Origin of the sequence: Vannielia litorea, from assembly GCF_019801175.1 — a bacterium.
GTDB lineage: Bacteria > Pseudomonadota > Alphaproteobacteria > Rhodobacterales > Rhodobacteraceae > Vannielia > Vannielia litorea_B.
This window is the reverse complement of the sequence record NZ_JAHVJR010000001.1, coordinates 790,014-812,959: the sequence shown is the minus strand read 5'-3', so window position 1 is coordinate 812,959 and position 22,946 is coordinate 790,014. Positions and strand designations below refer to the sequence as shown.

General features: G+C 66.4%; 16 protein-coding genes. 3 read left to right on the top strand and 13 right to left on the bottom strand.

The window, feature by feature from the left end; translation table 11 throughout:
• Nucleotides 1-81 precede the first annotated feature (81 nt).
• From KUV38_RS03940 to KUV38_RS03905, 8 genes are all read right to left on the bottom strand, one after another.
• The gene (locus KUV38_RS03940; protein ID WP_222468797.1) at nucleotides 82-1,488 is read right to left on the bottom strand and encodes an amidase; all 1,407 of its coding nucleotides are present in this window, start codon (nucleotides 1,486-1,488) and stop codon (nucleotides 82-84) included.
• Nucleotides 1,488-2,612, bottom strand: coding sequence for a peptide chain release factor 2 (prfB, locus tag KUV38_RS03935; protein WP_222468796.1), 1,125 nt, complete (start codon nucleotides 2,610-2,612; stop codon nucleotides 1,488-1,490). The genes KUV38_RS03940 and prfB overlap by 1 nt, the downstream gene beginning before the upstream one ends.
• Nucleotides 2,613-2,773: 161 nt before the next feature.
• Nucleotides 2,774-3,109 (bottom strand): glyoxalase superfamily protein, encoded by a 336-nt coding sequence (locus KUV38_RS03930; RefSeq protein WP_222468795.1) that lies wholly within the window; start codon nucleotides 3,107-3,109, stop codon nucleotides 2,774-2,776.
• A gap of 35 nt (nucleotides 3,110-3,144) precedes the next feature.
• Nucleotides 3,145-5,664, bottom strand: a complete 2,520-nt coding sequence (locus KUV38_RS03925; protein WP_222468794.1) for a penicillin-binding protein 1A — start codon at nucleotides 5,662-5,664, stop codon at nucleotides 3,145-3,147.
• A 421-nt stretch (nucleotides 5,665-6,085) separates the two neighbouring features.
• A complete protein-coding gene (locus KUV38_RS03920) occupies nucleotides 6,086-7,303 on the bottom strand; it encodes an N-acetylmuramoyl-L-alanine amidase (RefSeq protein ID WP_222468793.1) in 1,218 nt (405 codons plus the stop codon).
• A gap of 252 nt (nucleotides 7,304-7,555) precedes the next feature.
• Nucleotides 7,556-9,013, bottom strand: coding sequence for a ribosome biogenesis GTPase Der (gene der, locus KUV38_RS03915; RefSeq protein WP_222468792.1), 1,458 nt, complete (start codon nucleotides 9,011-9,013; stop codon nucleotides 7,556-7,558).
• A 51-nt stretch (nucleotides 9,014-9,064) separates the two neighbouring features.
• Complete coding sequence (locus KUV38_RS03910) at nucleotides 9,065-10,393, bottom strand: PQQ-like beta-propeller repeat protein (protein WP_222468791.1); 1,329 nt, start codon at nucleotides 10,391-10,393, stop codon at nucleotides 9,065-9,067.
• Nucleotides 10,394-10,462: 69 nt separating this feature from the next.
• Entirely contained in the window at nucleotides 10,463-11,116 is a 654-nt protein-coding gene (locus tag KUV38_RS03905) for a hypothetical protein (protein ID WP_222468790.1), read from the bottom strand.
• Nucleotides 11,117-11,436: 320 nt separating this feature from the next.
• On the opposite strand from KUV38_RS03905, the gene KUV38_RS03900 reads away from it, so the two are divergent.
• Both KUV38_RS03900 and KUV38_RS03895 read left to right on the top strand, forming a co-directional pair.
• Nucleotides 11,437-12,690: an efflux RND transporter periplasmic adaptor subunit gene (locus KUV38_RS03900; protein ID WP_222468789.1), complete on the top strand. Its 1,254-nt coding sequence runs from the start codon at nucleotides 11,437-11,439 to the stop codon at nucleotides 12,688-12,690.
• On the top strand, nucleotides 12,687-16,496 hold the full coding sequence (locus KUV38_RS03895) for an efflux RND transporter permease subunit (protein WP_222468788.1): 3,810 nt from the start codon (nucleotides 12,687-12,689) through the stop codon (nucleotides 16,494-16,496). Before KUV38_RS03900 ends, KUV38_RS03895 begins: the two co-directional genes overlap by 4 nt.
• A 397-nt stretch (nucleotides 16,497-16,893) precedes the next feature.
• On the opposite strand, the gene KUV38_RS03890 is transcribed toward KUV38_RS03895, so the two are convergent.
• Both KUV38_RS03890 and KUV38_RS03885 read right to left on the bottom strand, forming a co-directional pair.
• Nucleotides 16,894-18,696: an ABCB family ABC transporter ATP-binding protein/permease gene (locus KUV38_RS03890; RefSeq protein ID WP_222468787.1), complete on the bottom strand. Its 1,803-nt coding sequence runs from the start codon at nucleotides 18,694-18,696 to the stop codon at nucleotides 16,894-16,896.
• 121 nt (nucleotides 18,697-18,817) lie between these two features.
• Entirely contained in the window at nucleotides 18,818-20,569 is a 1,752-nt protein-coding gene (locus KUV38_RS03885) for a LysM peptidoglycan-binding domain-containing protein (protein ID WP_222468786.1), read from the bottom strand.
• Between the two features lie 147 nt (nucleotides 20,570-20,716).
• Between KUV38_RS03885 and KUV38_RS03880 the strand changes: the two genes are divergently transcribed.
• Nucleotides 20,717-21,265, top strand: a complete 549-nt coding sequence (locus KUV38_RS03880; RefSeq protein ID WP_222468785.1) for a TIGR00730 family Rossman fold protein — start codon at nucleotides 20,717-20,719, stop codon at nucleotides 21,263-21,265.
• Here the strand turns inward: KUV38_RS03880 and KUV38_RS03875 are convergent.
• From KUV38_RS03875 to KUV38_RS03865, 3 genes are all read right to left on the bottom strand, one after another.
• The gene (locus KUV38_RS03875; protein ID WP_222468784.1) at nucleotides 21,262-21,717 is read right to left on the bottom strand and encodes a host attachment family protein; all 456 of its coding nucleotides are present in this window, start codon (nucleotides 21,715-21,717) and stop codon (nucleotides 21,262-21,264) included. The two genes, KUV38_RS03880 and KUV38_RS03875, sit on opposite strands and share 4 nt — an antisense overlap.
• Nucleotides 21,714-21,920: a hypothetical protein gene (locus KUV38_RS03870; RefSeq protein ID WP_222468783.1), complete on the bottom strand. Its 207-nt coding sequence runs from the start codon at nucleotides 21,918-21,920 to the stop codon at nucleotides 21,714-21,716. Before KUV38_RS03870 ends, KUV38_RS03875 begins: the two co-directional genes overlap by 4 nt.
• A 137-nt stretch (nucleotides 21,921-22,057) precedes the next feature.
• Nucleotides 22,058-22,657 (bottom strand): superoxide dismutase, encoded by a 600-nt coding sequence (locus tag KUV38_RS03865; protein ID WP_140013703.1) that lies wholly within the window; start codon nucleotides 22,655-22,657, stop codon nucleotides 22,058-22,060.
• Nucleotides 22,658-22,946: the final 289 nt, after the last annotated feature.

Here is a 22,946-nt window from a genome sequence, read left to right as displayed (position 1 = left end):
CCGGCTATTTGGCCCAAGGCCGCCACAGGGCGCAACCCCGTTGGGCGAGACTATTCCAGTCACCCCGCCAGCCAACTGCCCCTATTCCGGCACCCGAGCCCCCGGCCAGTCCACCGCCGCGTGATACCCCTCCGCCAGCGCCAGCAGCGCCGCATCCGCGCCGCGCGGGCCCATCAGTTGCACGCCAGCGGGAAGGCCCTCCGGCCCGAAGCCCGCAGGCAGGTTCACCACCGGCAGGCCGATGAGCGAGGCGGGGACCACGCATTCCATCCAGCGGTGATAGGTGTCCGCCGCCACGCCCGCCACATCGCGCGGATAGTCCCACTCCGCCGGGAAGGGCCACATCTGCGTGCTGGGCAGGATCACCGCGTCATAGCGGGCAAACATCCGGGCCGCGGCGCGGAACCACTCCGAGCGGATCGCGCTGGCCGCCTGCACATCCGCCGCCGACAGCGCCCTGCCCTGCTCGATCTCCCAGATCAGCGCGGGCTTCAGCTTGCCTTCGTTCGCCGGATCGTCCAGCAACGCGCCCTGCTTGCCCGCCACCGCCCACGACCGCAGCGCCACCCAGCTCTCCCAGAGCTTCTCTGCCGGAAAGGGCGGCGCCACCGGCTCTACCACGGCGCCGAGGTCTGCGAAGACCGCACACGCCGCTTCGCCGCGCTCCAGCAGCCCCGGCTCCATCGGCCATGCGCCGCCCCAATCGCCCAGCCAACCGATCCGTTTGCCGCGCGGCCCCTCGCCGCCGGGCACGAAACCCGCCCCCACGGGCTGCATCGGGTCCGGCCCGGCGATCACGCCGAGCAGCAACGCAAGGTCAGCGGGCGTGCGGGCCATCGGGCCGAGGGTGGAGAGCGGATGCAGGATCATCTCCCCAACCGGGTCGCCCGGCACCAGCCCGTGGCTGGGCCGCATCCCGTAAACATTGCACCATGCCGCCGGGTTGCGCAGGCTGCCCATCATGTCGGAGCCATCGGCCAGCGGCACCATCCGCGCCGCCAGCGCCGCTGCCGCCCCACCCGAGGAGCCGCCCGCCGTGCGCGACGTGTCATAGGGGTTGCGGGTGACGCCGAAGACCGGGTTGTAACTGTGCGAGCCAAGCCCGAACTCCGGCACATTGGTCTTGCCGATCAGGATCGCCCCCGCCGCCCGCATCCGCGCGGCAATCAGGTCATCGGCCTGCGGCACGTGATCCGCATAAACCGGGCTGCCCCATGTGGTGCGGATGCCGCGCGTGGCCACGAGGTCTTTCACCGCCATCGGCAGACCCCAGAGCGGGGCTTCTCCCGGCTCCGGCGGCCCGGCCTCTTCCACCGCCCGCGCCTCGGCGAGCAGGTCGTCTTCACCGCGCAGGGAGACAATCGCGTTGATCGCGGGGTTCGCCGCGCCCACCCGGGCAAGCACCTCCTGCATCAGGTCCACCGGCCCCACCTCCCGCCGGTTCAAGCGCTCTGCAAGCGCGGTGGCGGAGAGGTCGGTGAGCGCCATCAGCCTTCGGCCTGCGCCTCGCTCCGGCTCTTGCCGGAGACATCCATCGCCAAGGTCGCAGCCATGAACCCGTCGAGATCGCCATCGAGCACGCCGGAGGTGTCAGAGGTCTCGTGGTTGGTCCGCAGGTCCTTCACCATCTGGTAGGGCTGCAGCACGTAAGAACGGATCTGGTTGCCCCAGCCCGCCGAGCCCTTGCTCTCGTGGGCGGCGTTGATCGCCTCGTTCCGCTTGTCGAGCTCCATCTGGTAGAGCCGCGATTTCAGCGCCTTCATGGCGATATCCCGGTTCTGGTGCTGCGACTTTTCCGAGCTTGTCACCACGATGCCAGTGGGCGCGTGGGTGATCCGCACGGCGGAGTCGGTGGTGTTCACGTGCTGGCCGCCCGCGCCGCTCGACCGGTAGGTGTCGATCCGGATGTCCGCCGGGTTCACTTCGATCTCGATGTTGTCGTCAACCACCGGATAGACCCAAACGGAGGCAAAGCTCGTCTCCCGCGTGCCCTTGCCGAAGGGGCTGATGCGCACCAGACGATGCACACCGCTCTCCGACTTCAGCCAGCCATAGGCGTTGGTGCCGCTGATCTTGTAGGCGCAGCTCTTGATGCCCGCCTCGCTGCCCGCTTCCTCCGACTGCAACTCCACCTTGAAGCCGCGCTTCTCGGCCCAGCGCACATACATCCGCTGGAGCATCTGTGCCCAGTCGCAGGCCTCGGTACCGCCCGCGCCCGCGTTGATCTCGAGGAAGGTGTCGTTGCCATCGGCCTCGCCGTTCAGCAGCGCCTCCAGCTCCTTCTCGGCGGCACGCTTCTCGAGCGCGATGATCGCATTCTCCGCCTCGGTCACCACCTCGGCGTCCTCTTCCATCTCGCCCAGCTCGGCCAGCTCGATGTTATCGGAAAGCTCCTGCTTCAGCCCGTTGTAGGTGTCGAGCGCATCGACCAGCAGCTGGCGCTCGCGCATCAGCTTCTGCGCCTTGGCCGGGTCGTTCCACAGATCCGGATCCTCGGTGCGGGCGTTGAACTCCTCCAGCCGGTGCTGGGCGGTGTCCAGCCCCAGCCGCTGGCCCAGAAGCTCCAGCGATTTTTCGACCGCGTCCACCGCGTTTTGTGCCTCGGCCCGCATGGGTCTGCCCTTTCTTTTGGTTCGATGTGCCTGATACCGCGTGGGGCGGTGAGGGGCAAGAATTGCGGTGCGTGTCGCCCGGCTGAACCGGCGCGCAGCGGGGGTTTCACACCCCCGCACCCCCGTGAGATATTGAGAGCAAGAAAATGAACGGGGACGGTTCAGAGATCGTGGTGGATGTGCAGCTGGTTGCCATCCGGGTCGGTCACGGTGAACTGGCGGAGGCCGTAGGGCATGTTCTGCAGCGCGGTCGGCTTGGCGGCGACCATGGCGGCATGGGCTGCATCCACATCCTCGGCGAAGATCCACACCACGCCGGGGGTGAAGGGGCCATCCACCTCGCGCAGGAACAGCGCGCAGCGCCCGTGGCTGACCGCCCCGATCCGCCCCTCCGCGTGGTGCCAGTTGGCGGTGAAGCCGAGCGCCTCCACATAGAAGGCCTGCGCCGCAACCACGCTGCGCACCGGCAGCGCCGGAACGGCGGCATCAAGCTCCACGGGTCACCCCGCAGGCTGCGCCGCCGTGGCGCAGGTCAATAGAGGCCCCCGGAGCTGAGCGAGCCAAAGCTCGCCTTGGGCGCAATCCGGGCCTTCTTGCCGGTCGAGGTGGTCACCGTGCGGGATTCGCCCTCGTCGCTCTCGCCCTGCGCGAACATCGGCAGGTTGGCCCCCATCGCGAAGCCGCCGTCGAGGATCGCGGCCATGCCGAAGATCGGCTCCTCGCCCTCGCGGAAGTATTCCGAAACCACATGAGGGCCAGAGGCGCCGTCGCCCAGACGGGCGCCGGTGAAGCGGTCGATCTTCACGAAGTAGCCCCCCGGCGGCACCTGGAACTTGCCGGCGCCGTATTTCGCGATGGCCGATTTCATGAAGCTGTTGAACACCGGTGCGCACATGCCGCCGCCCGAAGCACCGGGCATGGTGCGGGGCCGGTCGTAACCGATGTAGCAGCCCGCCGCGATGGTGTTGGTGAAGCCGATGAACCACACGTCCTTGGCATCGTTGGTGGTGCCGGTCTTGCCCGCCACCGGCACGCCAAGGCTCACCGCGCGGCGCGCGGTGCCGCGCTCGACCACGCCCTGCATCATTGAGGTCAGCTGGTAGGCGGTGATCGCGTCGATCGCCTGCTTGCGGTTGGCGCTGATCTTGGGCAGCTCGCCGGGCGCCAGCGAGGCGACTTCGCAGCCGTCGCAGATGCGCTGGTCATGCCGGTAGATCGTCCGGCCCCAGCGGTCCTGCACGCGGTCCACAAGGGTCGGCTCCACCCGCTCGCCACCATTGGCGAACATCGAATAGGCCGAGACCATCTTGAACAGCGTGGTCTCCTGCGCGCCGAGCGCGTTGGCAAGGAAGGGGTCGAGCCGGTCATAGACACCGAAGCTCTCGGCATAGCTCGCCACGGTTTCCATGCCGACCTCCTGCGCGAGGCGGATGGTCATCAGGTTCCGCGACTGCTCGATGCCGGTGCGCAGCGGCGTCGGCCCGTAGAACTTGTGGGAGGCGTTCTTGGGCCGCCACACGCCCTGCGGCGTGTTGATCTCGATCGGGGCGTCCACGACGATGGTGGCCGGGGTGTAGCCCGAGTCCAGCGCCGCCGCATAAACGAAGGGTTTGAACGACGAGCCGGGCTGCCGCGTCGCCTGCGTGGCGCGGTTGAACACCGAATGCTGGTAGCTGAAGCCACCCTGCATCGCGAGCACCCGGCCGTTCTCCACGTCCATCGCCATGAAGGCGCCCTGCACGGCAGGCACCTGCCGCAGGGTCCAGCGGATGAAGGCACCGTCATCTGTCATCCGGCGCACATGCACCACGTCGCCGCGCTCGAAGTTGTCGTGGAAGTCACCCTTGATCCAGGCGATGTCCTTCCGCGGCACGATGGGCGGCTCCGCGCCATCCATTGCCACGCCCTCGATCCCGAGGCCCAGCTCCTGATCGCCGACGCTCAGCACCACGGCGGGCAGCCACGTGCTCTCCAGTTCCACGTCCCGCGCGATCTCGACCGCCGAGAGCGCCTCGCGCCAGCTTGCCTCGTCGTCGAGCAGGGCCGCGTCGATGGTCTTGCCGGTGCCGCGCCAGCGCCCGAGGCCCCGGTCGTAGCGCTCCAGCGCGCGTTGCAGCTCCACCGCCGCTTTCTTCTGCAGCTCCGGGTCCACCGTGGCGCGAATGGTCAGGCCGCCGCCAAAGAACTCTTCCTCGCCGAAGTTGCGGCTCAGCTGGCGGCGAATCTCGTCGGTGAAGTAGTCACGCGGCGGCAGGCTGCCCTTGAAGCTCTCGAAATCACCGTTCTGCACCGAGCGCAGCGGCATCTCGCGCTCGCTCTGATAAAGGTCGTAGGAGATGTAGCCGTTCTCATACATCTCCTTCAGCACGAAGTTGCGGCGGTTCGTTGCCAGCTCCTTGTCGCGCACCGGGTGATAGTTCGAGGGCGCTTTCGGCAGCACCGCCAGATAGGCCGCCTCATGCGGCTCCAGCTCGGCCAGCGTCTTGTTGAAGTAGGTCTGCGCGGCAGCAGCCACGCCAAAGCTGTTCTGCCCGAGGAAGATCTCGTTCATGTAGAGCTCGAGGATCTTCTCCTTGCTCAGCGCCTGCTCGACGCGGGCGGCAAGGATGATCTCCTTGATTTTCCGCTCGGCGGAGCGGTCGGAGGAGAGCAGGAAGTTCTTCATCACCTGCTGGGTGATCGTCGATGCGCCGCGCAGCCGCCCGCCCTTGGCTGCATCGACGGCGGCGGCGATCATCCCCATCGGGTCATAGCCCTTGTGGGAGTAGAAATTCTTGTCTTCCGCCGAGATGAAGGCCTGCTTCACCAGATCGGGGATCTCGCTGGAGGGGGCATAGAGGCGGCGCTCATGGGCGAATTCGTCCATGATCCTGCCCTCGCCAGAGTAGATCCGACTGATCGTCGGCGGGGTGTATTGCGCCAGCTGCTCGTGGTTGGGCAGATCGCGGCCATAGATCCAGAAGATCGCGCCAAGCATCAGCGCGCCAAAGGCGGCGCCGGTGGTTATCAGCGCGAAAAGCCCGCCGAAGATGCCGGTGAAGAATCTGAGCAACTGCCCGCTCCCGATGTGAACTCATGCTTGGTTTGAGGCCAAGTGTATACGGCAAGCGCCGCGACGAAGCAAAAGAGATTGCATGACAATTTCGGCCATTTGCCGCTCGCACGGTCACGGTTTTGCGAGGGGTGGTCAGGCCATAAGCCGGGCAGCGCCGTCCCGTGGGGTGGCGCAAGCAACGCCTGTGCATGCCACTTTATGGAGCAATAGTCATCTTACCCCAGAGGTGAGCGCTTCCTTCACCGAAGCGCCGCCCCGTCCCGCCAAAGGCGGGCCGACAAAAACTCGGCGCACCTCTGGTGCGACGGGCGGGACGGCGCTGCCCGGCGCCTTACGGCGCGCACCGGGCATGGCACGTCCCATCACCGCTTAACGCCCGATACACTCCAACGCGCCATGCAACATCCCCCCAATCCCCCTACTGCCGCCGCAAAGCCCGCAACCGCGCATCCTCCGCAGCCCAGGCCGCAACGCCCTCGGCGATCCCGTCCGCCGCCTGCCGTCGCCACTCCGGCCTTTGCAACTTCTCCAACTCGCTCGTCGTCGACAGAAACGCAGCCTCCAGCAGCACCGCCGGAATGTCCGGCAACTTAAGCACCGAGAAATCCGCCGCCCCCATCGGATGCTTGTGCAGCCGCACCCCCTTGCCGCGCAACCCGCCCACCATAGAGCGGGCCAGCGCCAAAGTGCGCGGCGCGGTCTCGCGGCGGGCAATCTCCATCAGCGCCTGCGCCACCCGGTCATCGGTCCCGCTCAGGTCGGCCCCGCCCAAGATGTCATCGCGGTCATGCCGCCACGCCAGCTTGGCCAAGGCCTCCGAGCTCGCCTCCTCCGACAGTGTATACACCTGCGCCCCCCGCGCGATCCCTTCCTCCACCGCATCGGCATGCAGCGACAGGAAAATATCCGCCCCCGCCCGCCGCGCGATGGTTAGCCGCGTCTCCAGCGACACAAAGCTGTCGTCCTCCCGCGTCATCACCACCTGGTAATCGCCCGCCCTGAGCAACGCCTCCCGCACGTCGCGGGCGAAGGCGAGCATCAGGTCGGCCTCGGTCACACCGTCGCGGGTCGCACCCGGGTCCACGCCGCCATGGCCGGGGTCGAGCACCACCACCAGCGGGCCGCCCTCCGCCGGGCGGCGCTTGGGCGGGGCGCTGGCCGAGGGCGTCGGAAAAGCATCTGTGCCGCTCTGCCCGCTGGCCACCTGCGCGGCGAACGCTTCGTCGCTCACCGGCGCCAGCACCACCTCGACCCGCGCCGAGCCATCCGCCGCCCCGGTCACCATCTGCGCGCTTTCCAGCCCCAGCGGCGCCGAAAGCTCTGCCACCAACCGCGTCCAGCCCGGCCCGACCCTTCCGGTGCGCAGAGCCACCACGTTTTCGAGAGAAGACACATCGGGCCGCCCCAAGGCGCCAAAATCCACCTCGCGGAAATCCACCACCAAGCGCGGCGGGCCGTCCAGCAGCCGCACCCGGTAAGGCACCGGCTGCGAGATCGTCAGCCGCAGCACCACCTGCCGCCCGCTTTCCTCCAGACCCGAGCGCGCCGGATCGACCCGCGCCAAGCCCGAGAACCCCTGCGCCGAAGCCGCCGCGCTCCAGAGCGCCACGATGATGAAAAGGACTGCCGCCCGCATTGTTGCCCCGCTTGATCCCGGCCCTGCCATCTGCGGGCCCCGCCTGTTTTGCCCCGTTCTACACGAGGCCCAGCAGCGCACCAAGCGCGCGCAGATCACGGGGCCGCGACCCTCTCGCCATGAGAGAGTGCGCCCGGTTAACCGCCGGCTGATGTGCAAAAACCGCGTATGTATGGAATGTGCATCAGTTGTGCATGGGATGTGCATCCCCTGCATCACAGGGTTAACGGTGCCCCGTTAACCCTGATTTCCTCACTCGCCCAAGGGCTTCTTGCCCAAGTGCTTGCGCAGCCGCGAGGGCGTCGACTTGGTCTTGTTCTTGTAGGGGTTCGCATCGCCCTGCCCGCGGAAGTACAGCCGGATCGGCGTGCCGGGCATGTCAAAGTCCTCCCGCAAGCCGTTGACAAGATAGCGTTTATAGCTCTCCGGCAGCTTGTCGGGATGCGAGCACATCACCACAAACCCCGGCGGCCGTGTCTTGGCTTGGGTCATGTAGCGCAGCCTGATGCGGCGCCCGCCCGGTGCGGGTGGCGGGTGCTGTTCGAGCATCGAGATCAGCCAGTCATTCAGCTTGGCCGTGGTCACCCGGCGGTTCCAGACCTCATGGGCCTTCACCACCGCCTGCTGTAACCGGTCCAGCCCCCTGCCCGTCTTGGCCGAAACCGTCACCAGCGGCGCGCCCTTCAGCTGCGGCAGCAGCTTCTCGAACGCCACGCGCAACCCCTTGAGCTTGGCCTGTTTTTCCGGCTCCAAGTCCCATTTGTTGACCGCCACCACCACGGCCCGACCCTCGCGCTCGGCAAGGTCGGCAATGCGCAAATCCTGTTGCTCGAAGGGGATCGCCGCATCGAGCAGCACCACCACGACCTCGGCAAATTTCACCGCCCTGAGACCGTCGGAAACCGAGAGTTTCTCCAGCTTTTCCTGCACCTTGGCGCGTTTGCGCATGCCTGCGGTGTCGAACAGGCGCATCGGCACGCCGTCCCATTCGATCGCCAGCGAAATCGAGTCGCGGGTGATCCCCGCCTCGGGGCCGGTCAGCAGCCGGTCTTCACCGAGGATCGCATTGATCAGGGTCGATTTGCCCGCGTTCGGGCGGCCCACCACGGCCACTTGGAGCGGCTTCTTTTTCGTGGGTTTCCAAGGCTCTGGCTCTTCGCCCTCTTCCACCGAAACCTCGGTTTCGGGGCTGTCATCCACCTTGTTAAGCGAAATTTCATCAACCACTGGCATCAAGGCGGCCAGCAGGTCCGACATGCCCTCGCCATGCTCCGCACTCAGCGGGATCGGGTCGCCCAGCCCGAGGCTCCATGCCTCGACGATACCGCCCTCGGCCGCGCGGCCTTCGGCCTTGTTGCAGCCCACGAGCACATGGGCGTTCTTGCGGCGCAGGATATCGGCAAAGACCTCGTCAGTCGGCGTCACGCCCGCCCGTGCATCGATGAGGAACAGGCATATGTCGGCCATTTCCACCGCGCGCTCGGTGAGCTTGCGCATCCGGCCCTGCAGGCTCTCGTCGGTCGCCTCTTCGAGGCCGGCGGTGTCGATAACGGTAAAGCGCAGGTCGCCAAGGCGCGCCTCGCCCTCGCGCAGGTCACGCGTCACACCGGGCTGATCGTCGACCAGCGCCAGTCGCTTGCCGACCAAGCGGTTGAAAAGAGTGGATTTTCCAACGTTGGGGCGGCCAACGATGGCAAGTGTGAAGCTCATGTTAACGGACCGGTGCTTAGGCGTAAGGGCGCCTCATACACCGCTTTGCGCTTAACGGAAAGCCACCAGTTGGCCCTTGCGGTTGACCACATAGAGCGCGCCCGCCACCACGATCGGGTTGGAGGCCGCACCACCGGGCAGCTCCACCGCCGAGACGAGGGCACCCGAGGTCGGATCGAAGCTGCGCAGCAGCCCGTCGTCCGAGGCCACCCGCAGCAGCCCGCCCGCCAGAACCGGGCCATAGTGGGCAACAACCGCCTTGCGGCGGCGCTCCCGCCGGGCCGAGTAATCGGGCAGCTTGGCCGACCAGATCGTCTCGCCCGTGGCGGCGCTCACGCGCACCAGCTGGCTGGCATCTGTCACGTAAAACAAGGAGTTACCCGCAGGCCAGACCGGCGAATAGGCACCATCCAGCGCGGTCCAGAGCCGCTCGCCAGTGTCCACGTTCAGCGCCACGGTGCGGCCCGATTGGGTGCCCACGTACACCGTGCTGCCCACCACCACCGGGTCGCCGGTGACATCGGTGTAGCCGGTATAGGCCCGCCCGCGCCGCTCGCCGGCGATGATCTCGGACCACGTCCGCACGCCCGAAAGCTTCAGCGCGCCGGTCACCTGGCTGTTGCCGAGCGGGAAGATCACCGAGCGGTCAGTCAGCGCAGGCCCTGCCCCGCCGGACATCACCGAAGGCGTCGGCGTGCCGGGCATCTCCCACTTGAGCCGCCCGTTGGAGGCTTCCACAGCGAAGGCCCGGTTGTCGCGGCTCACCACGTAAACCGTGCCGCCCTCAACCGTGGGTGTGCCTTGCACCGGCCCGTCGAACCGCTGCCGCCAGCGCAGCCCGCCGGTGGCCACGTCGAGCGCAAGGAGCTCACCGTAACCGCTTGTCACGTAAAGGGTATTTCCAGAAACAGCGAGGCCGCCGCCGGAGGCATCCGTGGTCCGATCCCGCGCCGGGGTGATGTCTGTCGACCAGATCACCGCGCCGCCGGTGGAGACGGCGGAGACCTGTGCGCGGCTGTCCATCGTAAAGATGCGCCCGCCCGAGGCCACCGGATCAGCGGTGATCCGGGCCTTCCGGCTGTCGCCCGAACCAATGTTCGCCCGCCAGATCGCCTGCACATTCCGCGCCAGTGCCGGGTGCTGGATGCGGTGCTGCGGGCCGCCGTTGCGGTGGGTCCATGAGCCGTGGTTGACCGGTGCGGGCAGCGAGATCGGCGCCGAGCCGCGATAGGTAGGGGCGGTCGCGCCGCCAATGTCGGCGACCCCGGCCGCCTCGCGAATGCCGATGCGCTTTCCGGGCAGGGGCTGCTCGCCCTGGCCACAGGCCGAAAGCAGGGCCAGGACCGTGCCTGCGGTGATCCACTTCGTTGCTGCTCTCACGGCGTGCCTTCCTTGCCCCGTCTCATCTCTCCGGCCCGCGCCTTCTTGAAGCTGCGGGCGCAGGTCCGATCAGCCCTCTTCGGGCTTTCCTCCCAGTGCCACAATCACTTGCAACAGCCGCTCTTGCAAGCCCCGGCTGAGGCCGTCTTCCTCGACCAGCGCCTGCGCCGCGGCCAGAGCGGCCTCGCGGTCGCCCGTCTCGATCAGCAGGTAGACCTGCTGCTCACGCGCCATCCGGGCCATCGGAGAGGCCGAAGCGGCGATCCGGTCGAGCAGGTCCTTGCGCGTGTCGGGCTCCATGGCCTCGGACCCCAGCATTACCGCCTTCAGCCCGGCAAGGTCGCGCCACGGTTGCGGCAGGGAGGCGTCATTGGCCACCCCCAGCAGGATCTCGGCCGCGCCCTTCGGGTCCTCCGCGCTTTGCGCCTCGGCGGCCTTCAGGAGGTCGAGCACGGCAGCGAATTCACCATCGGCTTCAAGGGCTTCGAGCGCGGAAAGCCGGGCCTCGCCCTCCTCCGCCTGGAGCGCCGCCAGCACCGCATCTCCGCGCGCTTCAGCCTCGGCCCGCGCACTGGACCGCTGCCACTCGAACCAAGCGGCGCCGCCGACCAGCGCCAGAATGATGACGAGAGGGATCCAGCCGTAGCGCCGCATCAGCGAAAACAACCTGTCGCGCCGCAGCTCTTCGGTGACCTCGTCGATGAAGCTCTCGCTATCGCTCATCTGCCTGCCTTCTGTTCCCTGCGTCTTCTTTGCGCTCCGGGGTCTGCGCCCCGAAAGATCGGTGCTTCTTACCCGGAAACCCGCACCGATGCCAAGGGGATTGCAGCGCTCGCGCCCGGCCCTTGCCAGAGCGGCGCGGGTGCCCCTGTCAGGAGCGGTCAGGGCTGCGGGAACTGTTGCTTGCGCGGCGTTAAGCTTCCGTCTAATCTGAACCAAACGGTTCAGAACGCCGTATGGTCTTTAGGGCTGTGCAGGTTTCTGCACCAGCGAAGGTTTGTCTGGGCGCGCCGGCGCCCCTTTGTTGCAAGGAAGGACCGGCCATGCGGCTGTTTTCGATCCTCATCGCGCTCTGCGTCGCAGCGGTGCTCTATCTCGCGATCATGCAGCGCGATCTGCTGCTCTCTGTCGCGGGCGGCGGCGATGCCGAAGAGGTGCCGGTGGCCGAGGCCGAAGAGGCCCCCCGCTCGGTGGAAGAAGACGGCACCGGCGCGGGCGAGGCGCGGGTCGTTTCGGTCATGGCGCTGGAGAGCCTGGCCCGCGAGATCGACAGCGCGGTTGTGACCCGTGGCCGCACCGAGGCGGCGCGTCAGGTGGTCGTCCGGGCCGAGACCAGTGGTCAGGTTATCTCGGAGCCGCTGCGCAAGGGCGCTTTCGTGGAAACTGGTCAGATGCTCTGCGAGATCGATCCGGGCACGCGGCAGACCCAGCTGGCACAGGCCGAGGCGCAGCTTGCCTCCGCCCGCGCCGGGCTGCCCGAGGCCGAGGCCCGCGTGGCCGAGGCGCAGGCCGCCTTGGAAGAGGCCGAGATCAACGACCGCGCCGCCAGCCAGCTTTCGCAGGGCGGCTATGCCTCCGATACGCGCGTGGCAGCGACCCGGGCCGGGGTTTCCTCTGCCCGCGCCGCGGTGCAGGCGGCGCAATCGGGCGTCGAAGGCGCCAAGAGCCAAGTGCAAACCGCCGAGGCCGCCGTGGCCTCTGCCCAGAAAGAGATTGAACGGCTAACCATCACCGCCCCCTTCTCCGGCCTGCTGGAGAGCGACAGCGCCGAGCTCGGTGTGCTGCTTCAGGCCGGGTCCGACTGCGCCACTATCCTCCAGCTCGATCCGATCAAATTGGTCGGCTTCATTCCTGAAACCGAGGTGGGCCGGGTCGAAACAGGCGCCGGCGCCGGGGCGCGGCTGGCCACCGGCGATGAGGTCATGGGCGAGGTCACCTTTATCTCGCGTTCCGCCGATGCCCAGACCCGCACCTTCCGCATCGAGGTGCAGGTGCCCAACGCCGACCTCGCCATTCGCGATGGCCAGACGGTCGAGATCGCCATTTCCGCCGAGGGGGCGCAGGCCCACCTGCTGCCGCAATCCTCGCTCACCCTCGATGATGACGGTCTGCTCGGCGTGCGCTGGGTCGACACCGAGAACATGGCCCGCTTCGCGCCGGTCACCGTGCTGCGTGACACGGTCGATGGCATCTGGGTCACCGGCCTGCCCGAGACGGTGACGGTGATCACCCGCGGGCAGGAGTATGTGGTGGACGGTGTGCCGGTGAAGGTCACTCTCGAGGAGCTGACCCAATGACAGGTATCGTCGACTGGGCCGCCGCCCGCGCTAGGATGATCCTCGCCTTCGTGGCGATGTCGATCCTCGTGGGCTGGGCGACCTATCTGAGCCTGCCTAAGGAGGGCGAGCCGGATATCGAGATCCCGGCGGTCTTCGTCTCGGTCCCCTTCCCCGGCATTTCGGCGGCAGATGCCGAGAAGATGCTGGTCAAGCCGATGGAAACCGAGCTCTCCGATCTCGACGGCCTCAAGACCATGCAGGGCGTGGCTACCGAGGGCTATGCCAACGTGGTGCTCGAATTCGAGTTCGGCTGGGACAAGTCCGCCACTCTGGCCGATGTGCGCGCCGCGATGAACACCGCCGAGGCCAACTTCCCTGAAGGGGCCGACAGTTACACCATAGGTGAGATCAACTTTTCCGAGTTCCCGATCATCATCGTCAACCTCACCGGCGCCCTGCCCGAGCGCACTTTGGTGAAGGTCGCCAAGGACTTGCAGGATAGTCTCGAAGGGCTGGAGCCGGTGCTGGAGGCCAGCCTCGCCGGCCACCGCGACGAGATGCTCGAGGTGGTGATCGATCCGCTGAAGCTGGAGAGCTACAACGTCACCGCCGGTGAGCTGATCTCGGTTGTCCAGAACAACAACCAGCTCATCGCGGCGGGCGAGATCGAAACACCCACCGGCGCGTTTTCGGTCAAGATTCCCGCCAGCTTCGAAACCAGCCAGGATGTGCTGAACCTGCCGGTCAAGGTGAACGGCGACAGCATCGTTACCCTCGGCGATCTGGCCGACATCCGCCTCACCTTCGAAGATCGCACCGGCACCGCCCGCTTCAACGGAGTCAACACGGTGGCGCTGCAGGTCTCCAAGAAGAAGGGCTACAACATCATCGACACCGCCGCCGCGATCCGCGAGACGGTGGATGCCGAGATGGCGAAGTGGCCGCCGGAGCTGCGCGATGCGATCCGGGTGGGCACCTCGAACGACCAGAGCCGGGTGGTGAAGTCGATGGTGAGCCAGCTCGAAGGTTCGGTGATGACTGCCATCGCGCTGGTGGCCATCGTGGTGCTGGCCGCGCTCGGCATCCGCCCCGCCATGCTGGTGGGCATCGCGATTCCCATCAGCTTTCTGCTCTGCTTCGTGTTCCTCTCGATCATGGGGATCACCGTGTCGAACATTGTGATGTTCGGCCTGATCCTAGCCGTGGGGATGCTGGTGGATGGCGCGATTGTCGTAGTGGAATATGCCGACAAGAGGATATCCCAAGGCGTCGGACCGATGCATGCCTATGTCGAGGCCGCCAAGCGGATGTTCTGGCCCATCGTCAGCTCCACCGCGACCACGCTCTGCGCCTTCCTGCCGATGTTGTTCTGGCCCGGTGTGGCCGGGCAATTCATGGGGATGCTGCCGGTCACGCTGATCTTCGTGCTCTCCGCCTCCCTTCTGGTGGCGCTGGTGTATCTGCCGGTGCTCGGCGGTGTCTCAGGCCGGATGAGCCGGATGTTCCACAACGCCTCAAAGGGCCTCCGCCGCTTTCCGTGGTGGGTGCGTGCCGTGCTTGTGGTGCCCTCGCTCTACCTGCTCTTCATCGCCGCGCTGCAATGCATCAACCCCGGCTACCTCTTCGGCGGCACCTCGCCCTTCTCCGGCTTCATGGCCGCGCTGCCGGGGCTGCTGCTCTTCATCGCCGCCGCCTTCCTCGCCACCATCACGCTGGACGCCGCCCGCATCGAGCGCCGGGCCAAGCGCGTGAAGGCCGGCCACCGCCGCTCGCCCTTCGGCTGGGTGATCAAGATGATCGCGGGCAACCCGATCATGCCGCTCGTCACCATCGGGGCCGTCGGCTTCTTCGTGATCTTCACCTTCGGCTACTACGGGGCCAACAACAACGGCGTCGATTTCTTTGTCGAGAGCGAGCCGGAGCAGGCCATCGTCTACGTCCGCGCCCGCGGCAACCTCAGCCTCGAAGAGAAGGACGAAATGGTGCGCGAGGTCGAGGAGGCGATGAGCCATATCCCCGGCATCGAAAGCGCCTTTGCCTTCGCCGGCGAAGGCGGGCTGAACTCCAACACCGGTGGCAGCCAGTCCCCGCTGGATACTGTGGGCCAGATCCAGCTGGAGCTGATCCCGTGGGAGGACCGCCCCGAATACGCCCGCACCCATGACGTGACCCTCGCCGAGCTGGATGGCGACGTGATCCTCGAGAAGATCGAAGAGGCGGTGCTCGACATCCCCGGCATCCAGCCGGAGATTCTCAACCTCGCCATGGGCCCCGGCGCGGGCAAGCCGATCCACCTGCGGCTGTCAGGCAACGACTTTGCCGCGCTGGAGGAGTCGGTCGCAACCGTCCGCGCCAAGCTTGAGAGCCTGCCCGGCGTGATCGACCTTGAAGACACCACCCCTCTGCCCGGCATCGACTGGCAGATCGACGTGGATGTCGAGAAGGCTGGGCGCTACGGCGCCGACGTGGCCACCGTTGGCGCGATGGTGCAGCTGGTGACCCGGGGCATCCTGCTCGACACCATGCGGGTGGACAGCTCGGATGAAGAGATCGAGATCCGTGTGCGCTTGCCGCGGGAAGACCGCGTGCTCTCCACCCTCGACGAGCTGAAGGTGCGCACCGCCGACGGGCTCGTGCCGCTCTCCAATTTCATCACCCGCAAGCCGGTCGCCAAGATCGGCCGGATCGACCGGGTGGACCAACGCCGGATCTACGATGTGAAAGCGGATGTGGCCCCCGGCCTGACAAAGCTGGTCGAAGGTGAGGGCGCCGAGGCCACCACCCTCGCCGTGGTGCCCGCTGAGGAGGCCGATGCGCTGATCGCGCCCGGCGGCCGCTATGCCGGGGCCAGCAAGGTCTCGGTCAATGCCAACGAGCGCATCGCCGTGCTGACCGAGTGGCTCTCGGGCGAAGAGAGCCCATTGCCCACCGGCATCGACTGGGAGTGGACCGGCGATCAGGAAGACCAGGAAGAGAGCCAGGCCTTCCTCGTCAGCGCCTTCGGCATGGCGCTGGGGATGATGTTCGTGATCCTGCTGGCCCAGTTCAACAGTTTCTACAACGCCGTTCTGGTGCTGCTGGCCGTGGTGCTCTCCACCGCCGGGGTGCTCTGGGGCATGTTGCTGCTCGGCCAGCCCTTCTCGATCATCATGACCGGCACCGGGATCGTCGCCTTGGCGGGGATCGTTGTGAACAACAACATCGTTTTGATCGACACCTATCAGGAGTTCTCCGCCTATATGCCAAGGCTCGAGGCGGTGATCCGCACCGCCGAGGCGCGGCTGCGCCCGGTGCTGCTGACCACCATCACCACGATGGCGGGCCTGACCCCTATGATGCTCGGCCTCAGCCTCGACTTCATCAACGGCGGCTACTCGCTCGACAGCCCCACCGCGCTCTGGTGGAAGCAACTGGCCACCGCCGTCGTCTTCGGCCTCGGCACTGCGACGATCCTCACGCTGGTCTTCACCCCATCGATGCTGGCACTGCGCATCTGGGCCTCCAAGGGTGCCTATTGGGGCCTTCGGAGCGTCGGCAAGGTGGCCCTCGGCCGCTCCAGCCGCGTCGCCCGCGATGCCTCCCTCGCCCGCGCCGCCCGCAAGGTGAAAAGCCCCGAGATCATCTGGTCCGAGGAAGAGACCCCGGTGGTGGAGGCCGAGGTGGAGGAAGGCAAGGGTGCGCCGGAGGTGCCGGAGGAGTCTTCCGCCGAGGCTGACACAGCGCCCTCGCCTGAGGAGCCGACGGCCGATGCCGATGCGGAAGACGCAAAGGACGAAGGCAAGGACGGCACCGGCAAACCGCCCCACATTCGCGCCGCCGAATAGCCGTGCCGCATCCTGCTTCGGAGCACTCCACTGACGACAGAGCGGATGCGCAGCATCTGCGGAGTCGGGGTCGCCTGACACCCCAAGGGACGGCGGGCCGACCGGGGTCAATGAAAATCGCCGAGGGCCCCCTCCGGGGATACGGCTATTTTCGTTGATGCTGGGCGGCACGTCGGCCATCCGGGGTCAGGTGATGGAAGGCGCGCAAGCAGGTTCCTGCTTTGGTGAGTCCAGAGCTGAAACCACACCAGCCACAAGCGCAGGCCGGGCATGGCGCGGCGGGGTGGGTGCCTCTCGGGCATCGCTTCGCGATACCCTGTCGGCCCGGTGCCCGCTTTGCGGACCCCGCTGGCGGGAGCGGCGACATGCCCGGCCGCACCTCACCCCAAAGCGCAGGTCAGGCCGCCTCTTCGCGCAACTGCTGCGTCCAGAGCGCGGCATATTTCCCGCCCAGCGCCAAGAGCTCGGCATGGGTGCCCCGCTCTGCGACCTCTCCGGCGTCCAGCACGATGATCTCGTCGGCGCCCGCCACTGTGGAGAGGCGGTGCGCGATGGTCAGCACTGTGCGCCCCTCCGCCGCCCGCGCCAGCGCACCCTGGATCTGCTGTTCCGTCTCCGTGTCCAGGGCCGAGGTCGCCTCGTCCAGCAGCAGGATCGGCGGGTTTTTCAGCATGGTGCGGGCAATGCCCACCCGCTGCTTCTCCCCGCCCGAAAGCTTCAGCCCGCGCTCGCCCACCATGGTCTCATAGCCTTGCGGCAGACTTTCGATGAACTCGTGGATGCGGGCGGATTTCGCCACCTCGACGATCTCCTCGAAGCTCGCCTCGGGGCGGCCATAGGCGATGTTGTAGAGGATGGTGTCGTTGAACAGCACCGTGTCCTGCGGCACCACCCCGATGGCGGCGTGCAGGCTTTCCTGCGTCACCTCACGAATGTCCTGCCCGTCGATCCGGATCGCTCCGCCGGTCACATCGTAGAACCGAAAGAGCAGCCGCCCGATGGTGCTTTTGCCCGCGCCCGAGGCGCCCACGATGGCAAGGCTCGCACCCGCAGGCACGGTAAAGCTGACGCCCTTCAGGATGGCCCGCTCGGTATCATACCCAAAGCGCACTCCATCAAAGCGCACCTCGGCCCCCACCACCTTCAAGGCCCCTGCCCCGTCTGCATCCTTAACCTCGGCGGGCTGGCCCAAAAGGGCAAACATTTCGCCCATGTCGGTCAGCGCCTGCCTGATCTCGCGGTAGACCGAGCCGAGAAAGTTGAGCGGCACTGTGATCTGGATCATGTAGGCGTTGACCATTACGAAATCGCCCACCGTGAGCGAGCCGTTCTGCACGCCCATCGCCGCCATCACCATCACCGCCACCAGCCCGCCGGTGATCAGCACCGACTGGCCGAAGTTCAGAAAGCCCAGCGAGTAGTTGGTACGGATCGCGGCATCCTCATAGCCCGCCATCGCGCTGTCATACCGTTCGGCCTCGCGCCGCTCGGCGCCGAAATACTTCACCGTCTCGAAGTTCAGCAGGCTGTCGATCGCCTTCTGGTTCGCATCGGTGTCGCTGTCGTTCATCTGCTTGCGAATGCGCACCCGCCACTCGGTCACCGCGAAGGTGAACCAGACGTAGAAAGCGATGGTGACGACCAGAACGCCGAGGTAGCGCAGGTCGAAGACCCAGGCCAGCACAACGCAAACGAGCACCAGCTCCAAGATCAGCGGGCCGATGGAAAACAGCATGAATCGGAGCAGGAACTCCACACCCTTCACCCCGCGCTCGATGATCCGGCTGAGCCCCCCGGTGCGGCGGGTGATGTGATAGCGCATCGAGAGTGCGTGGATGTGGTTGAAGGTCTCCAGCGCGAGGCGGCGCAGCGCCCGCTGGCCGACCCGCGCAAAGAAGGCATCGCGCAATTGCTGGAAGCCCACGGTGAGCAGCCGCGCCATACCATAAGCCACGGTGAGCGACACCGCCGTCAGGCCGATGAGCAGGCCGGTAGAAGGCGTATCGCCCGCAAGGTCATCCACCGCCGCCTTGTAGAAAAATGGCGTGGCGACCGAGATGAGCTTGGAAACCAGCAGTGCCACCAGTGAGAGCACGACCTGCACACGCAGGCTGGTCTGCCCTTCAGGCCAAAGGTAGGGCGCCACACGGGCGATGATCTGCCAGCCATTGCCGGGCACGTCTGGGGTTGGCTTGGCCATAGGCCTGGCGCACCTCTCGGGGTCGTGAACGTTTCGGCGAACCTAAGGCGCCTAGCCGCGGCGTCCAGTACGATTGCAGCGCGACCTGCGCAATGCCGGTTTGGCTGGTCTTTCTCGCCCGTCAGTCCGGCAGGTCGAAGATCTGACCGGGGTAGATCAGGTCGGGGTCGCGGATCTGGCCTTTGTTGGCCTCCAGCACCTTGTGCCACGACATTCCGTCACCGTAGCGGTCGCTGGCGATAGCCCAGAGCGAGTAGCCGGGCTGCACCGTGATGACCGACACCGCGAGCCCCTCGGGCGTGCCGGCTTCGGGCGCGGCGCGGGCCAGCGATGCTTCGGTCTCGCGCAGGAACGGGGTTTCGAAGCGGCCGGTCACCTTGCCGTCCTGCGCCAGTTGATCGACTCGCAGGGTGTATGTGCCGGGGTCGACATCGCTCAATTCCGCCTCCCATGTGCCATCGGTATCGAGCGGGGCCAGCGCGACCGGCGCGTTGTCGAGGTAGATCCTCAGGTCAGCCGGCCCGCCGGTGCCGCGCCCCGAGAGAGTGACGCCGCTTTCCGAATAGCCGATGGTCTCGACCCGAAGTGGCACCTCGGCGGCCTCGGCAGAGGGTTGCAGCACCCGCAGCCCCTCATTCGACGCCACCAAAAGCTGCGGCTCGCGCGGGGCTGCTGGTGCCGTGGCCTCTGCCGTGGTGGCACTGGCGATCGCCTCGGCGGGTGCGGTCTCGGGGGTTTCTGCCGGGGGCAGGTCCGTGGTCTCCGCTATGAATTCATCTTCTCTGGCCGTGGCCAGATCAGCTGTTACCTCCGGGGCGGTCGGCTCATCAGATACTGCAGCCGTCGCAGTTTCCGCAGGCGTATCCGCTGGGGCTTCCGCAACCGCCGCAGCCACGGCCTCGTTACCATCCACTGGCTCAACATCGGAAGCAGCCACCTCCTGATTGCCCGCCTCGGGCGCGGCGAGGTCTGGCGCGTCCGGCGCAGGGTTTGAGGCAGACTCAGTGCCTTCGGGCAGGTCGGCCTCATCTGCGCCGGTTTCGGACTCAGACAGCTCCGCTGTTTCAACCTCCTCCTGTGCTGACGCGGCATCCGCCACTTCAGTTTCCTCCACCGCGAGGTCGCCGGCCTTAGCGCTATCTTCTTCGTCCGGCACTTCGGCAGCACGGTCATCCGTCTCCGCAACGGCCACGGCACCAGGCGCGACGATCACGCTTGCCTCGGAGCGTCTCTGCCCGCTCTCCCCGTCAGTCTGGAGCGTCAGAAACCGGGCGTCGGCGCCGGGTTGGATATCGGTGAGGATGACAAAGGCGCCCTGACCGTCCGCCTCGGCCTCGGCAACCGCCTCGCCGTCGAGCTTGAGCGTCACCTTGTCGCCGGGGCCCGCGCTGCCTGCGATCACTGCCGACCCGCTTGGCTCGATCCGGACCAAATCGAAAGCAGGGAGCGGCGCGGATGGGCTGTTTTCGGCGGGGTTGCCAGCAGCCGGGGCGTCCGCAACCTGTTCGTCGGATGCTTCGGCTGAAGGCTCATTCTCCGCCACTTCGACAGACGCAACCGGATCGAATGGCACCGACTCTTCGTCACCCGCGCTGTCGGCGACAACCTCACCAGAGGTGTTGGCAGTATCCTCGCCGGCATCTTTGCGATCTTGCCCGGCCTCAACCGCAGCAGTCTCCACATCGTCATCGGTGCCAGCCCCACCGCCGCCCGTTGCAGGCACTTCACCAGCGTCCACTACCGCCTGCTGGCCTTCGTCAGGCGCCACGGCTTCGCCGCCGTGCCAGAGCCAAAGCCCCACCCCGGCCAGCGCCAGAACCGCAGCCGTCAATGCTCCCCGCAGTACGGGGGAGAGGGTCTTCCAAGCCGACATCGCCCTTCCTCGATCCAGCCTCATCATGCCCGCCTCGGAGGGCGGGTTGAGCAAGCATAGCCATCCCGCTATCACCGGTCAAAACACTCCGCGTGCATGACAGCTCTTTTCAGCACGCCTTCCCACTCATCTGCCCAGGACTCCGACATGACAGCTCCCCTCTCCCTCTGCGTCTATTGCGGCTCCCGGGATGGCAACGATCCGGCCTATGCGGAGGCCGCCGAAGCGCTCGGCAAGGCGATTGCCGATCACGGATGGCGGCTGGTCTATGGCGCGGGAGACGTGGGGCTTATGGGCCGCGTGGCCCGGAGCGCGCAGGCGGGCGGGGCTGAGACCTTCGGGGTGATCCCAACGCATTTGCTGCAACGCGAGGTCGGCAAACGCGACCTCACCACCTTCATCGTCACCGAAACCATGCACGAGCGGAAGAAGGTGATGTTCATGAATGCCGATGTCGTGGTGGTCCTGCCCGGCGGCGCGGGCTCGCTCGATGAGCTTTTCGAGGTGCTCACCTGGCGCCAACTCGGGCTGCACGCCAAGCCGGTCTTCCTGCTGAACGTCAACGGTTACTGGAACAATCTCACCGAACTGGTTGAGCACGTCGTCGCCAGCGGTTTTGCCGGCGACGACCTTCTGGGCTTCTATCAGGTGGTGGGCAGCGTCGAGGCGCTCACCGAGGCGGTCGAGGCGCTCTAGGCCTCGGCCATCTCGCCCTTCACCAGCTTCTCGATCTCGTCGACCGGATGGTTGGTGAGAGTCTTCGGCACTTCGAATACGACCTTGTCGGCCACCTCCTTGTGCATGACCTTGCGCAGCTCTCCCAGCACCTGCGGGGCGCAGGCGAGCACGATGCGGTCGAACTCGCCCTTGTGCGCCTTGGCATAGAGCAGGTCCGCGAGGTCATGGGCAAAACGCTCCTTGGCCAGCTCGTGCCAGTCGGTATCGTCCAGCGCCGAGCGTTGGCCGTGGCCCACATCGGGCATCCGGCCCGGCCGGTTGGCGCCCTGCTCGCGGTCGGAGGGGTTTTCTTGCCGTTCCTTGCCGGTCACCACAAGATAGGGGTCTTCCCCATCCGTGAGGTTCTCCAGAAACAGCGCCTTCTCGCTGTCGGCGACGAGCACCCATGTGCCTTGGCTCAAGCGGCTCATTGATCAGCCTCCTCTTCTTCCATCGATTTGGTCACGCGGGTCGCGCCCGCCGGGCGCTCAAACGCGCGTTTCAGCTCATCCTTGGAGCCGACCTGACGGGCCAGCCGCCCGCCCTCGCGCCCGCCGTGAGAGACTTCGCCCTCGGCGCCAAGCACCTTGTCGGTATCGCGGCTCATGTCACTGGATCGTTTGCGTTCTGCCATCGTGTTTTCCTCCTTTGGAGGATCAACGGGCAGGCGCCGGGGCAGGTTCCCCCAAATGAAAGGCGCGACGCCCGGGTGGGGCATCGCGCCTGATGGTCTCTTGCAAACCCGCGCCAACGGGCGCAGGGGTTCGGGGATTACATCCGCGAGGCGACGTTTTCCCAGTTCACCAGTTTGTCGAGGAAGTTGCTGAGGTAGGCCGGGCGCTTGTTGCGGAAGTCGATGTAGTAGGAGTGCTCCCACACGTCGCAGCCGAGCAGCGCGGTCTGGCCGAAGCAGAGCGGGTTCACGCCGTTTTCGGTTTTGGTCACCTTCAGGCCGCCGTCGGTGTCTTTCACCAGCCAGCACCAGCCCGAGCCGAACTGGCCTGCGCCAGCGGCAGAGAACTCTTCCTTGAACTTGTCGACCGAGCCGAAGCTCTCGGTGATCGCTTTTTCAAGCTCACCGGGCATAGCGCTCTCGCCCGGGCCCATCATTTCCCAAAACTGGTTGTGATTCCAGAACTGCGAGGCGTTGTTGAAGATGCCGTTCTGGGCCACGGCGGAGGCATCATAGGTGCCTTTGATGATCTCTTCGACCGATTTGCCTTCCCACTCGGTGCCAGCAATCGCCTTGTTGCCGTTGTCGACATAGGCCTTGTGGTGGATGTCGTGGTGATACTCGAGCGTTTCCTTCGACATGCCGAGATCGGCAAGGGCGTCGTGCGCATAGGGGAGATCGGGGAGTTCAAAAGCCATGGCTGGGTCCTCTCTGTCCTTGAGGTTTCGTTACCGGGATAAAGAGGGCGACTGGGGGCGAGGTCAAGGGCAGGTCCGGGCAAAACGCTGTGGCGGCTGCGCAATTATTGTCTTGGATCGGGCGACAAGCCTGCCCCGAGGGGTGACTTCATTGCCCTATCGCGTATGGTGGCAGCCAACCGGCCAGAGCTGCCGGACAGCAACAGGGCCGCGCCGCAAAAGGCGGCCATTGAACGGGCGTTAACCCCTCGCCGATAGGCTCCGGGCCAAGGGGCGGATACAGGGCACG